The following is a 14,050-nucleotide window of genomic DNA, read 5'->3' on the forward strand; positions in this document are numbered from 1 at the left end:
ACACCGCCGTCGGCCACCGACGCAATCACATCCCCGGTCGCCGGATCCAACACATCAAACCGCGACGCCGACGACACCCACTTACCGCCGATGAAGAGATCGGTTTCCACGGGAAAGCCTCCAGGCGATCTAGTACGGGTTGGCGACGACGAGGTCCTGGGCGGGGAACAGGGTGAGGATCCGGGGTCCGTCAGCGGTCACCACGACCTCCTCCTCGATCCGCGCGGCCGAGAACCCGTCACTGGCAGGGCAGTAGGTCTCGAGCGCGAACACCATGCCGACCTGCAGCTCGACCGGGTCCTTCAGGCTGTTCAGCCGCGAGATGATCGGCCGTTCGTGCAGCCCGAGCCCCAGCCCGTGCCCGAACTGCAGGCCGAACGCGGCCATCTCGTTCTCGAAGCCGAACTCGGTCGCGGCCGGCCACACCGAGGCGATCTCATCGGTGCCGGCACCGGGCCGGACGGCCGCGATGGCCGCGTCCATCCATTCCCGCGCCTTCGTGTACGCGTCGCGCTGGCTCGCCGTGCTGCTGCCCACTCCGAGGGTCCGGTAGTAGCAGGTCCGGTACCCGTTGTACGAGTGGATGATGTCGAAGAACGCCTGGTCGCCGGGGCGGATGAGGCGGTCGGTGAAGTTGTGCGGGTGCGGGTTGCACCGTTCGCCGGACACCGCGTTGACCGCTTCGACCTGGTCGGAACCCATCTCGTAGAGCCGCTTGTTGGCCAGCGCCACGATCTCGTTCTCCCGGATGCCCGGCTTGAGCACCTCGACGATGTCCTGGTAGACGCCGTCGACCATGGCCGCGGCCTGGTTCAGCAGCATGATCTCGTCGGCCGATTTGATCATGCGGGCGTCGAGCATGAGCTGCTGGGCGTCGACCACGTTGAGGCCCTGGCGCTGCATCTCGAACAGGAACGGCGGCTCCACGATGTCCACGCCGACCGGCTGTCCGGCCAGCCCGGCGGCGGAGAGCATGCCCTTGATCTCGCGGACCGCCGACTCCATCAGGCCGGCCGACGGGGCGATGGCGCCGCGCATCCCGAGCATCCCGGCCCGGCTGTTGGACTCCCCCAGCCACGGTGCGAAGAGCTTGTGGTGCCGCGCGGCCGAGCCGAAGTCCCACAGGGTCGGCCCGGCGGAGTCCCTGGTGAGCAGCGCGTACCGGGTCATCTTGTCGCCCAGCGCGCCGCCGATCCAGGTCTGCGTGGTGTACCGGATGTTGTAGAAGTCGAACAGCAGGAACGCACCGCACTCGGAACCGGCCAGGGCCTTGCGGGCCCGCTCGAGGCGGTAGCTGCGGAGCCGGTCGAAGTCGACCCGCGTCTCGTAGTCGACCCCCATGTGTCCCGGTGCGGGGATCGGGCCGGGGAAGGTCATGCGGCACCGCCCAGGCCGTCGTCGACCGGGGTGTCTTCCGGCTTCAGCTCCAAACCGGAGGCGGCGGCCTGCTGGTCGAGCAGGATGGCGAAGTCCTCGGCGATCCGGCCGCTGCTGACCGTCTGCTGCACCAGCTGGGCGGTGAGTGCCGCGAGGGGCATCGGCACGTCCAGCTCGTGCGCGACGGCCAGCCCCAGGTCGAAGTCCTTGCGCAGCAGGATCGGGGTGAACGTGGGCGTGTAGTCCAGGTGCACGAAGGCCGGGGACTTGTAGCGGGTGAACGTCGAGCCCATCACGCTGTCGTTGAGGAACTCCAGGAACGCCGCCCGGGAGACGCCGCCCTTCTCGGCCAGCACGGTGATCTCGGCCAGGCATTGCGTGACCACGCCGAGCATCAGGTTGTGCGCGATCTTGACGAGGCGGGCCACGTCGCCCTCACCCACGTACGTGACGCCCTTGCCGATGTGCCGCAGCAGGTGCTCCACCTTCTTGAAGGTCTCCTCGGGCCCGGACACGCACAGCGTCAGCCCGCCGGCCTCGACAACCTTGCCGTTGCCGCTGACCGGTGAGGCGAGGAACTCGACGCCGCGGTCGGTGCAGGCCTGCCGGATCATCGCCGACGACTCGATCGACACGGTGGAGCAGTCCACCACGATTTTCGGCAGCCGGTCCGGGTCGGCGAGCAGGCCGTCGTCGCCGAGCAGCACCTGCTCGAGGTCGGCCGGGGTGGAGACCATGGTGAAGACGACGTCGCGGTCGCGGAGGTCGGCGATCGTGTCGGCGACCGCGCAGCCCGTACCCTCCGCTTTGGACCTGGTCCGGTTCCAGACCGCCGGCGCCGCGCCGGCCCGGTCGAGCCGGATCGCCATCGCCGCACCCATCCGGCCCGCGCCGATCCAGCCCACGGTCAGCGTGTTGTCAGTCATTGCAGACTCCTAGTCTTGGTGGCGGGCGCGGAGCTCTTGGTGGTGGGCGCGGAGCCGCCCAGGTACAGCGATGCCATTTCCGGGTTGTCCCGCACCTCCGCGGCGGTGCCGGTGAGGCGCACCTTGCCGCCTTCCATCACGACGCCGTGGGTGGCCAGCCCGAGGCCCAGCCGGACGTTCTGCTCGACCAGCAGCACCGTCGTACCCCCGGTGTTGAGGTTCTGGATGAGTTCGGCGACACCGGCGAGGCTCTTCGGGTCCAGGCCCAGGGACGGCTCGTCGAGCAGCAGCAGCTTCGGCTCGAGCATCAGGCAGCGGGCGATCTCGACCATCCGGCGCTGACCGCCGGAGAGGTTGCCGGCCGAGTCGTGGGCGCGTTCGGCGACGATCGGGATCCGGGCGGCCACGGCTTCGTACCGCTGGGCGAGCAGTTTGCGGTCGCGGCGGATGATGTAGCCGCCCAGCTGCACGTTCTCTCGCACCGTCATGTTGGGGAACAGCGCCTGCGACTGTGGCACCTGGGTGATGCCCAGCTCGAGGATCTCCTCCGGCGGCAGGCCGTCGATCCGCGCGCCGCCCATCTCGATCGCGCCGGACCCGCAGCGCAGCAAGCCGCTGATGACCTTGAGCACGGTCGACTTGCCGGCGCCGTTCGGCCCGACGATGCAGGTGACCGTCCGGTCGGCGCAGTGCAGGTCGACTCCCTGCAGCACGTTGCCGCCGCCGTATCCGGCTTCCACCCCGGTCAGTGTCAGCATGCTCAGCCCCTTTCCGACGACGTCACGGTGGCCGGGCGCCAGTCGTCGCCCAGGTAGGCGTCCAGCACCACCGGGTCCTCCCGGATCTGCGCGGGCGGGCCGTGCGCGATCGACCGGCCGCGGGCGAACACGTAGACCGGGTCGCACAGGTCCAGCACCAGCGGGATGTTGTGCTCGACCACCAGGAACGTGACGCCGCTGCGGTTGAGCTCGCGGATCACCTCGGTGAGCCGCCCGAGCAGGCTGGGGTTGACGCCGCCGGCCGGTTCGTCGAGCAGGATCAGCTTCGGTTCGAGCATCAGCACCTGGGCCAGCTCGACCAGCTTCTGCTGGCCGTAGGACAGGTCGCCGGCCCGCTGCGGGGCGAACGAGCCCAGGCCGACGATGTCGAGCAGTTCCTTGGCGCGCTGGGCTTCGGACCCGCTGGAGGCGTTCGCGAAGATGGTCCGCGGGTGGCTGTCCGGCAGCGGCGCCACCACGTTCTGCAGCACCGTCATCTCCTTGAACAACCGGGTGACCTGGAAGGTGCGGCCCAGGCCGAGGTGACCGCGGGTCCAGGGCTGGAGCTTGTCGACCCGCTTGCCGTCGAACCAGACCTCGCCCCCGTCGGCGGTCATCGTGCCGGTGATCAGGTTGAACAGGGTGGTCTTGCCGGACCCGTTCGGCCCGATCAGCGCCGTGATGGTGCCGCGCTCCACGGTCAGGTCGGCGTGGTCGACCGCGGTCAGTCCGCCGAACCGCTTGGTGGCGCCCTTGACCTCGAGCAGCGGGAAGGACGCCGCGTCGGCGACCGGCTCGAGGCGTTCGCGGACCACCGCGGTGTTGTGCGACAGGGCGCCGACCTGGTTGGTGAACTCGGTGGCCACCGGGTGCCGCTTGCGCCACGCCTTCTCGAAGGTGGGCAGCAGACCGGCCGGCAGGAACAGCACGACCAGCACCAGGATGCCGCCGAGCAGCAGGACGCGGGCCGAGGCACCGCCGCCCCACACGGTGGCGCCCTCGTTGATGAACTGCACGATGAACGCGCCGAGCACCGGGCCGTACAGGCTGCCGCGACCGCCGACCAGCGCGGACAGCACGATCAGGACGCTGCCGAGGATGGCGAACGAGCCGACCGGGTTCAGGAACGTCTGGAAGTACGCGTACACCCCGCCGGCGATGCCGATGAAGAACGCGCTGGCCGCGTACGCCAAGATCTTGAAGATCGTGGTGTTGACCCCGATCGCCGCCGCCTTGCCCTCGTCCTCGCGGATGGCCACCAGCCCGGTGCCGAACTTGGTGCGGGCGATCCACGCGCTGAACAGCACGGTCAGCACGAGCAGCAGCAGGAAGACGTAGTAGAACGGGATGTTCTGGAAGTCGTTGTCCCAGAACGGCAGCTCGAGGGTGATGCCGTCGGAGCCGTTCGTCAGCGGCTTCCAGTTCGTCGCGACGATCTGCGAGGCGAGAAGCAGCGCGATGGTGATGATGACAAAGGCATGGCCACGGGTACGCAGCACGATCGAGCCCACGCCCACCGCCACGATCACCGCCGTGACGCCGCCCACGGGCGCGGCCCAGAGCGGGTTGATCCCGGTGTGCAGGGCGATGATCGCGGCGGTGTAGGAGCCCAGGCCGAGGAACATGCTGTGGCCCAGCGAGATGTAGCCGGCGTAGCCGGAGACGATGTTCCAGCTCGTCGCCTGCACGGCGAGCAGGAAGGCGAGCAGCAGAACACCCTGGGGGTACGGCTGCCACGGGTTGATCACCGGATACAGGATCAGCAGGACCAGCACCACACCGGCGATCAGGTGCTTGCGCGGGACGTTCTTGAGCCGGTTTCCGATCCGGGTCATACGGCCACGTCCTCGCGGAGGCGGGCGCCGAACAGGCCCTGCGGCCGGACCAGCAGCACCACCATGATCACCAGATAGAAGACCAGCGTCGACCACTGCAGACCGCCGTAGGTGGCGGTCAACGTCTCGGCCAGCCCGAGGATCAGGGCGCCGGTGAGCGCGCCGGGCAGGCTGCCCATGCCGCCCAGCACCACGATGCCGAGCAGACGGGAGATCCAGTCGTAGTGCGACGCCGGGAAGAACGGGTAGAGCGTGGAGAGGATGGAGCCGCCCACGCCGGCGCTCGCGCTGCCCAGCGCGAAGGCCAGCGCGGCGGTGGCCGTGGCGCCGATGCCCACCAGGGCGGCGGCGGACGGGTTCTGCGAGGTGGCCCGGATGGCCCGGCCGGTCCAGGTGCGGGTCAGGATCAGGTACAGCCCGCCCAGCACCACGATGGCGGCCAGGAAGCCGTACGTCTGCGCCTTCGGCAGCAGGATGCCCCCGACGGAGAAGGACTCCTCGAAGTACGACGGGGTGGCCGACCGGAACCGGTTGCCCACCGTCACGTTGAGGACGCCCTCGATGACCAGCGCGAGCCCGAAGGTGAGCAGCACCGACATGGACGGCGACTGCCCCTTGATCCGGGAGATGACGAACCGGTACGTGACCCAGCCCAGTCCGAACATCAACGGGGTGGTGATGACCGCGGCGAGGATCGGGTCGATGCCGATGGTCCGCCACAACCACCAGGTGAAGGTGGCCACCAGGATGAGGAACGCACCCTGGGCGATGTTGATGATGCGCAGCACCCCGAAGATCAGGGTGAGGCCGGAGGCCATCAGGGCGTAGATGCCGCCGATCAGGACACCGAGCGCGAGCGCCTGGATGAACTGGGTCACGTCCGGGTCACTTCCAGCCGGGCTTGGGGTTCACGACCGTGGTCACCGTCGCGGCCTCGGCCGGCGCGACGACCTCCGCCTTCCCGTTCTGCCACTGGCCGAGCAGGAACTTGCCCTTGGGCTCGCCGGTCGCCTCCCAGGACAGCGGGCCGAGGATCGTGGTCACCTCGTTGGCGTGCAGCCAGTCGCGCAGCTTGGCCTGGTCGAGCGAGCCGACCGCGGTGACGCCGGCGGCGAGCACCTCGGCCGCCGCGTACGCGTCGGCGGCGTCCTCGGCCGGGTCGGCGTTCTGGTAGTCCTGCCGGTAACCGGCCACGAACTCGGCGTTCTTCGGCGTCTTCGCGTCCTGGTGCCAGCTGACCGTGTAGAACACGCCCTCGGTGCTGCCGACGCCGACACCATCGCTGTACTGGGCGGCGTTGCTGGGCGCCGAGGTCTGGAAAAGCATTTTCGGCGAGTAGTTGAGCTGCTTGAGCGACCGGACCAGGCCGACGCCGTCCTCGAACACCGCGCCCTGGGCGATCAGGTCGGGCTTCTTGCTGGCGAGCTGGCTGGCGATGGACTGGAAGTTCGTGGTGTCGGGCGGGTAGACCGTGCTCAACACGGTCTTCACGCCGAGCGGCTCGAGCTGCTTCTGCATCGACTCGATCACCGGCGCGGCGAACGGGTCGTCCTGGCTGGGGTAGGCCGCGGTCTTGGGCCGCTGGTCCGCCGGCAGCGACTTGATCCATTCGACGAACACGTCGGCCTGCTTCGGCGCGGTCGCGGGCTGGGCGAAGAACAGGTACTTGAAGCCACGGCTGAACATGTTCGGCGCGCCGCCGGCCGGCTCGACGAACACCATGCCGTTCTTCTCCGCGACCGCGGAGGCCGGGAAGTTGAGCAGCGACGAGAACGTGCCCAGCAGCAGGTCGACCTTGTCCTGGGTGATCAGCTTCGTGTAGTCGGTGACGACGGTGTCCTGACTGCTGGCATCGTCGACGATCTTGAGCTGGACCTGGCGACCGAGCAGGCCGCCGGCGGCGTTGATCTGCTTGGCCCAGACCTCGTAGCCGCGCTTGGCCTCGCCGCCGGGCTGCGAGAAGTCACCGGTCAGCGGCAGCGAGATACCGATGACGATCGGCTTGTCGGTGTCGGCCGCGGCCTGTTCGGACGGGCGTGAGCCGCAGGCGGCCAGGCCTGCGCCCAGAGCTACGGCAAGGGAGGCGGCGAGAACGGTCCGCCGGGGGGTTCCTGGCTTGGAGAAGGTTCGAGCGGTCATGGGGCCCTCCACGGTGAGGCGCGGTCAAGCACACCGCAATCGTTTGCGAGATGATGATGTCCGTCACGTTTCACATGTGTCAAGGCCGCCAAGAGAACCTGGTACAGACTCTGAACACAAGACTTGTTCTCGTGCAATCGGTTGCGGCAAGCTGTCCGCGTGCTACACGTCGGAACGTTCACGCCCTCGGTCCTGCTCCGCGTCGCCCGGCGCACCGGGCGGCTGATCACCGAGGTCGACGAGGTGCCGGTGGCGTCCTCCCCCGCCCAGTTCGCCGCGCTGGCCGACGGCTCCCTGGACGCCGCGCTGACCAGCCCGGACAACGTCCTGCGTCACCGCGGCACGATCGACGTCCGGGTGCTGTCCGCTATCGATCAGGGCATGGGCCTCGCCCTCTACAGCCGGCTCGAGCCCGCCGAGCTGCGGGGCAAGACCTTCGGCGTGGACGTGCCGACCTCCGGATTCGCGCTCGCGATGTACGCCATCGCCGAGTCGCTGGGGCTGACCCGCGACGACTACGAGCTGGTCGCGCTGGGGTCCACGCCCAAGCGGCTGACCGCCCTGCGGGACGGTCGGTGCGCGGCCACCATGCTGAACGCGGGCAACGAGCTGCACGCCGAGGCGGCCGGGTTCCGGGTGCTCGGCCGGGCACCCCAGCCGTACCTGGGCACGGTCCTGGTGTCGCGGACCGACCAGGACGCGCTCGCGGAGGCGCTGACCGCCACGGCCGCGGCGATCTGCGACCGCGAGCTGGACGACGAGGTCATCGACGAGGCGCGGACCGCCCTGCGCCTCACCGACGAGCTCGCCGCCCGCTACCTGGACAGGCTGACCTCGCCGACGGAGGGACTGGTCCGCGACGGGCGGGTCGACCCGGCCGCGATGGCCACGATCGAGGATCTGCGCCGCCGGTACGGGACACCTTCATGACCATGCCGGCGCGCGGGTCGTTGCGGCTGCTGCAGGCGACCACCTTCGCCAGCACGCTGGACCGCTTCGCGATGCCGCCGATGCTGATCATCATGGCCGCGTCCGTCGATGCGCCGCTGTCCACCATGGTCCACGTGGCCGGTCTGTACTTCCTGGCGTACGGGCTGATGCAGCCGGTGTGGGGGATCGTCTCCGACCGCCTCGGCCGGGTCCGGACCCTGCGCCTGTCACTGCTGCTGGGCGGGCTCGCGACGGCCGCCTCGGGGCTCGCGGACAACCCGGTGCAGCTCGGCATCGCCCGGGCCCTGGCCGGCGCGTTCTTCGCCGCGGCCATCCCGGCCGGCCTGATCTACGTCGGGGACACCGTGCCCGGTGCCCGCCGGCAGAGCGAGATCGCCAACCTGATGACCGGGGTCGCGCTGGGCACGGCCCTCGCCTCGGCCGGCGCGGGCGCCCTGGCCCAGGCCGCGAGCTGGCGGTACGTCTTCGTGCTCTCCGCAATCTGCGCGCTGACCCTGGTCGTGCTGCTACGCCGGCTGCCCGAGCCGGCCCACGACCGCATCCCGGAAAGCCTGCTCGCACCGGCCGGCCGGGTGCTGCGCTCCCCCGCCGCCCTGCTGGTGCTGCTTCTCGCCTTCGTGGAGGGCGGCATCCTGCTCGGCGCACTGACCCTGCTGCCGGCCTCGATCGAGTCGACCGGGGCGAGCGCGACCGTGGCGGGCGCGGTGACCGCCGTCTACGGCGTCGCGGTCCTGATCTTCGCCCGGCTCACCGGCTGGGTGTCCCGGCGCCGCCCCGCCTGGCTGCTGATCGCCTGCGGCGCCACCGCGGTGGTCGCCGGATGCACGCTGGCCGCCTGGTCCCAGCGGCCCGGCGTCGCCGCCGGCGTGGCCGTCCTGATCGGTCTGGGCTGGGCCGCGATGCACTCGTCGCTGCAGACCTGGGCGACGCAGGTGCTACCGTCCGCGCGGGCCACCGTCGTCTCGTTCTTCGCCGGTTCGTTGTTCGCCGGCAGCGCCTTCTCGTCGGCCTTGCTCGCCGGCCCGGCCGATGCCGGCCACTTCGGACTCGTGTACGGCGTGCTCGCCGCCCTGTGCGTGCCGCTCGGCGTGTTCGCCACCGTCGCCCGCGCCCGCTGGCACGAACCCGCCCTCACCGGGAGTCAGCCATGACCGCCCATAAGATCGTGCGGATGGCCGCACCCACGCTCCGCGACGTCGCCCAGCTGGCCGGCGTGCACCCGGCGACCGCTTCGCGGGCCCTCAACCCGGCCACCCGGCCACTGGTCAACGCGGACACCGCCCGCAAGGTGCTCCGCGCCGCCGAGTCCATCGGATACCAGCCGAACCCGATCGCCCGCAGCCTCAAGACCGCCCGCACCAGCACCGTCGGCCTGGTCATCCCGGATCTGACCAACCCGCTGTTCCCGCCGATCGTGCGCGGCATCGAGGACGTGCTCACCCCGGCCGGCTACAGCGCCTGGATCGTGAACACCGACAACGACCTGGCCCGCGAGGAGACCCAGGTGGAGTCGCTGCGCTCGCGGCAGGTCGAGGGCCTGATCATCGCCACCGCCCGGCGCGAGCACCCGCTGCTGGCCCGCCTGCACCGCCAGGGCATCAAGATGGTCCTGGTCAACCGGCGCGTCGAGGGCCTGGACCTGCCGTCGGTCACCGCCGACGACGACGCCGGGATCGGCCTGGCCGTGGCGCATCTGGCCGGGCTGGGTCACCGCCGGATAGCGCACCTGGCCGGCCCGCAGACCACCTCGACCGGCGTGACCCGGGCCCGGGCGTTCCAGCACGCGATCCGCGACCTCGGCCTGGCCGAGGACCCCGCGCTGATGGTCGAGTGCGGTTACTGGTCCGAGACCGAGGGCGCCCTGGCGCTGCGCAACCTGCTCGACTCGGGCGCGGACTTCACCGCCGTGGTGGCCGGCAACGACCTGATCGCCCTCGGCTGCTACGACGTCTTCGCCGAGCGCGGGATGTCCTGCCCCGACGACATGAGCGTGGTCGGCTTCAACGAGATGCCGTTCCTGGACAAGATGAACCCGCCGCTGACCACGGTGAGCGTGCCGCACTACGACATCGGCAGCGAGGCGGCCCGCCTGCTGCTCGACACCATCGACGACCCGGAACGCCCGGCCCGCTCGATCATGCTGGCCCCGTCGATGGTCGTCCGCGCCTCCACCGGCCCACCGGCCGCAAGTCAGGGAGCGACGGCGTGAGCACGATCGTCGCGCAGACCATTACGACGCAGCGGCTCGACCTGCTGCCGCTCGAAGTCGAGCACGCCGAGGAGATGGCCGCCGTGCTGTCCGACCCGGCTCTGCACACTTTCACCGGCGGCGCTCCGGACACCCCGGAAGCCCTGCGCGCCCGCTACCAGCGCATGACCGCGGGCTCCCCTGACCCGGCCGTGTCCTGGCTGAACTGGGTGATCCGGCTACGCGACGACGCCTGCCTGACCGGCACGGTCCAGGCGACGATCAGCCCCGCCGGCCGCGGCACCGGGGCCACCGAGGCCGAGATCGCCTGGGTGGTGGGCACCCCATGGCAGGGACGGCGGATCGCCGGCGAAGCCGCCCGAGGGCTCGTCGACTGGCTCAGCCGGCAGGCGATCACCACCGTCGTCGCCCACATCCACCCCGATCATCGAGCCTCCGCCGCCGTGGCCACGGCCGCCGGCCTGAGCCCCACCGACCAATGGCAGGAGGGCGAAATCCGCTGGCAGCGCAACCTCACGCCGACGCCCTCATGAAGCCACGGCCACCTCATGCATCAAGGTCGGCCACCCAGGCTCGAAAGTCTTCTTCACCATGTAGGTATATTCCTGGACCCGTTTGCAGGTCGGCGCCGGCCAACCTGTCCAGCGCCGTCCAAAGAGTCGCATTCGAGGAGTAAGCCGCGGATTCGTTCTTGATCAGCGCCAGAGCCCAATCTGCGACGTCCTCTCTGCTGACAGAGCTCTGAACCAGACCGACCATCCTGCTCCTGATCTGCTGGTGGATGTCCTGCACTTCTACCAGCTTCCCGTGTAGTTGCCGTCGACACCGAACATGTAATGAACCTTGCTTCCATCGGTCACACGAACGTCGGGACGAACGATTCGAACATTTCCGCCATGATCCAGGGTTTCGTGCCACACGCGGGTGGCGCCGGTGTCAGGGTTCCATTCCCGAACGAGTCGACGGCCGGCCATCTCCCCGGGCGTCCGCGCCGGCGTTGTTCCACCATAGAAACGAACTCGCCCGTCGGGCAGCTGACGAGCGCCGGCCTCTCCATACTTTGCCGCCTGGTCCAGGAACTCCTGCGGGTATGCCTTGAAATGCGGGACCTCGCCACCCCCGCAGTTGTGCACGAGGACGGGCATTTCGCCGGCGAGCACGTAATACGTGTGGACGGTGTCGACGGTGAGGTCGTGCATCGTCTGGGCGCCCGCGTAGGAGCGGACACCGGCCACCCGCGCCAGGCCGCCGTCGGCGGTGCGCAGCTCGTGCCCGACGGTCAGTTCGGCCGCGTTGACCCAGCCGCGAGCCGTCGCGTCCCAGAACGGGTGGTGGCTCGTGGTGTGCAGGACGGCGGCCCCGGCAGCCAGCACGCCGGCCGCGACGACGCCGGCGACGGCGGCACGCTTCACGTTCACCGTGACATCGGTGAGGGCGGTGTCGCGGTTGATGTGTGCCGCGGTGACGCGCTGCACCGTCGTCCGGCCGGTCGCCGAATCGGTGGCGAGCACCTTGTCGCCCGGTCTGACCTGACTGATCGGTTTCGACCGCCCGCCCGCCATGCGGACCCTGGTGTCGGCTCGGAAGCTGTGCAGCCCGCAGGACTTGCCGAAGCTGCTCTTGAGCCAGTCGTCGACCTTGCCCATGCCCTTGCTGACCGCGGAGAGCACGCCGTTCGCCCAGTTCTTCATCTTGTTGAAGTTCGTGACCGCATGCCACGCCTTCTTGACGGCGCCTATCAGGTCGCCGATGCGATGCAGCTTGCCCCACGGGATGATCGAGATGACCATCGAGATGCAGGCGCCGACGCTGCCACCGCCGAAGCAGGCCTTGATGTCGTTGATCCCCAGCAGTTCCTGCAGGATCTCGCCGCCGGCCTCGATGACGACGTCGAAGAGGCTCTTGTTCTGGATCTCCTTGGCCTGCTCGTACTCCTCCCGGCTGTGCCCGGTGGCCGTGAACGCCGCATCCTGCTTCTGCTTGATCCGCTTGTTGTTCTGCGCGGTCTTCTTCGCCTTGGTCGACGCCCGCTGGATCTGCTGCTTCGTCGCATAGCGCAGGGACGGGATGTAGACGGACCCGTCGGCCTCGACGAAGTACTTCAGCCCGTCCGGGTCGCTCATGCTGGGCGGGTTGTTGTTCGCGTACGCATAGCCGTTGAGCTGCTGCGGGTCGTCCGGGTCCATGATCGGGTCGACGGAGACGAACCGGCCCAGCGCCGGGTCGTACTCTCGCGCGCCCAGCTGCACCAGTCCGATCGACGCGTCCCGGGTGCCGCCGACGAACTCCTTGTCGTCCGGCCACGTCCCCGGCGCGCCGCCCCGCACCTCACCGAACGGCATGAACTGCCGCCGGGTGACGCCGAGCGCGCCGGCCTTGACCGTGGTGATCGAGGTGCCGTGCTGGTCGCCGACCTGCCAGCTCAGGCCCGCGCCCGTCCGCACGCCGACCGGCACGCCGCCGTGCGCGTAGAACCGGGTGCCGGTGGTGGCGCCGCCGGAGTCGACCCGGATCTCCTGCCCGGGAAGGTAGAGGGTGGTGCCGGTCGGGTCGCGGCGCAGCAGCCGTCCGCCGTCGGCGTCGTAGACGATGCCGGTGTCCTTGCCGTCGGCCGACCGGGCCGAGGCGAGGCGCCCGCTGCGGTCCCACGTCAGGGTCTGCGGCGAGCCGTTCAGCTTGCGGAGCGTGGTGTTGCCGCTGTCGTCGTACTCGAACGTGTCCTGCCGCGACCCGCCCGGTCCGGTCGTGGCGACCGCGGTGAGCGCGTGGCTGCCCTGCTCGTAGGTGTAGGTGCTGGTGGTGTCCGCGACCCCGCCGAGCCCGTGACGGGTGAGCTGGGTCCGGTTCCCGCTGTGGTCGAAGCGGTACGACGTCCAGTACGGGTTGTTCTCGCCGCCGAGGGAGGCGGGCACCGTGCCCTGCGAGCAGTCGCCGTCCGCCTTGGCGGTCCACGCCTCGTTCAGCCGGCGCAGGTGGTCGTACCGGAAGCACTGCCGATCGGGCTTCTGACCGTCCGCGAGGTCCTTGATCTCGGTGATGTTGCCGGCCGGGTCGTAGGAGTAGCGGAGGTCGTTGACCCGCACGTCGGCGGCGGACTCCCGCTCGACCAGTGACTGTGTCGACCGGCGGGTGGCGTAGTCGTAGTAGCTCGTGCTCCACAACCGAGCGCCCGCCGCGCCCATGGCCAGCTGGCCCATCTCGCCGAAGCGGGTGTAGGCCGTGTCCGCGACGTAGGTGTCGGCGCCGGTGGTCGACTTCGGGAGGCCCAGGTCGTCGTATCGGACGGTCAGCGTCTCGGCCTGCAGCCCGCCCGCGGTGGGCAGCTCGGTGGTGTTGACGCTGCCGTCGACCCGGTAGGTCACGCCGGTCCGGTACTCCGGCGCGAGGCCGGGCTCGCCGGGAAGCCGCACCGTGCTGCCGGTCGGCCGGTTCGCCGCGTCGTACCCGGTCACCTCGACCGTGTAGTTCTTCCCGGCGTCGACCCGGGTGCTCGAGGTGAGGAGCCCTTTGAGCAACGTGTCGTACGTCCACGTCGCGCGCAGCGTCCCGGTCACCGAGCCGGCCCGTTCCTCGATCTTGCGGCCCAGCCGGTCGTGGACGAAGGCGGTCGCATCCCCGTTGCCGTTGGTGACGGCCACGACCTGCCCGGCCGCGTCGTACGTCGTGCGCGTCGTCCCGGAGTCGGGGTCGGTGCCGGCGGTGCGACGCCCGAAGAGGTCGTACTCGTACCTCCACACGCGGTTGTCGTGGTCGGTGACCGTCGCCGGCCGGCCGGTCTTGCCGTAGGTGTACCGGGTGATCTCCGCGGCCGCGCCGGTCGCGGGTTCGGCGCCCTCGTACTGGTGCAGGGCGGTC

12 protein-coding genes are annotated in these 14,050 nt (G+C 69.9%); 4 read left to right on the forward strand and 8 right to left on the reverse strand.

Annotated elements, in window-relative coordinates:
• Positions 1-129: 129 nt before the first annotated feature.
• Genes AB0M20_RS06470 through AB0M20_RS06495 form a run of 6 tightly spaced genes read right to left on the reverse strand, consistent with a single transcriptional unit; the run spans position 130 to position 7,035 of the window.
• Positions 130-1,377: a Xaa-Pro peptidase family protein gene (locus AB0M20_RS06470; protein ID WP_364294717.1), complete on the reverse strand. Its 1,248-nt coding sequence runs from the start codon at positions 1,375-1,377 to the stop codon at positions 130-132.
• Positions 1,374-2,303: an NAD(P)-dependent oxidoreductase gene (locus AB0M20_RS06475; protein WP_364294719.1), complete on the reverse strand. Its 930-nt coding sequence runs from the start codon at positions 2,301-2,303 to the stop codon at positions 1,374-1,376. Before AB0M20_RS06475 ends, AB0M20_RS06470 begins: the two co-directional genes overlap by 4 nt.
• Positions 2,300-3,061, reverse strand: coding sequence for an ATP-binding cassette domain-containing protein (locus tag AB0M20_RS06480; RefSeq protein WP_364294722.1), 762 nt, complete (start codon positions 3,059-3,061; stop codon positions 2,300-2,302). Before AB0M20_RS06480 ends, AB0M20_RS06475 begins: the two co-directional genes overlap by 4 nt.
• A gap of 2 nt (positions 3,062-3,063) precedes the next feature.
• A complete protein-coding gene (locus tag AB0M20_RS06485; RefSeq protein ID WP_364294725.1) occupies positions 3,064-4,896 on the reverse strand; it encodes a branched-chain amino acid ABC transporter ATP-binding protein/permease in 1,833 nt (610 codons plus the stop codon).
• Positions 4,893-5,774, reverse strand: a complete 882-nt coding sequence (locus tag AB0M20_RS06490) for a branched-chain amino acid ABC transporter permease (protein WP_364294728.1) — start codon at positions 5,772-5,774, stop codon at positions 4,893-4,895. Before AB0M20_RS06490 ends, AB0M20_RS06485 begins: the two co-directional genes overlap by 4 nt.
• 7 nt (positions 5,775-5,781) lie before the next feature.
• Complete coding sequence (locus tag AB0M20_RS06495; RefSeq protein WP_364294731.1) at positions 5,782-7,035, reverse strand: amino acid ABC transporter substrate-binding protein; 1,254 nt, start codon at positions 7,033-7,035, stop codon at positions 5,782-5,784.
• A 159-nt stretch (positions 7,036-7,194) separates the two neighbouring features.
• On the opposite strand from AB0M20_RS06495, the gene AB0M20_RS06500 reads away from it, so the two are divergent.
• From AB0M20_RS06500 to AB0M20_RS06515, 4 genes are read left to right on the forward strand one after another with little or no spacing between them, the layout of a single operon-like run.
• A complete protein-coding gene (locus AB0M20_RS06500) occupies positions 7,195-7,965 on the forward strand; it encodes a hypothetical protein (RefSeq protein ID WP_364294734.1) in 771 nt (256 codons plus the stop codon).
• Positions 7,962-9,137, forward strand: coding sequence for an MFS transporter (locus tag AB0M20_RS06505; protein ID WP_364294737.1), 1,176 nt, complete (start codon positions 7,962-7,964; stop codon positions 9,135-9,137). Before AB0M20_RS06500 ends, AB0M20_RS06505 begins: the two co-directional genes overlap by 4 nt.
• Entirely contained in the window at positions 9,134-10,195 is a 1,062-nt protein-coding gene (locus tag AB0M20_RS06510; protein WP_364294740.1) for a LacI family DNA-binding transcriptional regulator, read from the forward strand. Before AB0M20_RS06505 ends, AB0M20_RS06510 begins: the two co-directional genes overlap by 4 nt.
• On the forward strand, positions 10,192-10,728 hold the full coding sequence (locus tag AB0M20_RS06515; RefSeq protein WP_364294743.1) for a GNAT family N-acetyltransferase: 537 nt from the start codon (positions 10,192-10,194) through the stop codon (positions 10,726-10,728). Before AB0M20_RS06510 ends, AB0M20_RS06515 begins: the two co-directional genes overlap by 4 nt.
• A 13-nt stretch (positions 10,729-10,741) precedes the next feature.
• On the opposite strand, the gene AB0M20_RS06520 is transcribed toward AB0M20_RS06515, so the two are convergent.
• Positions 10,742-10,987, reverse strand: a complete 246-nt coding sequence (locus AB0M20_RS06520; RefSeq protein ID WP_364294746.1) for a hypothetical protein — start codon at positions 10,985-10,987, stop codon at positions 10,742-10,744.
• A 2-nt stretch (positions 10,988-10,989) separates the two neighbouring features.
• Positions 10,990-14,050 (reverse strand): RHS repeat-associated core domain-containing protein (locus tag AB0M20_RS06525; protein ID WP_364294749.1); only part of this gene is annotated, 3,061 nt, incomplete at its 5' end.

It is taken from the genome of Actinoplanes sp. NPDC051633 (genome assembly GCF_040681735.1).
Classification (GTDB): domain Bacteria; phylum Actinomycetota; class Actinomycetes; order Mycobacteriales; family Micromonosporaceae; genus Actinoplanes.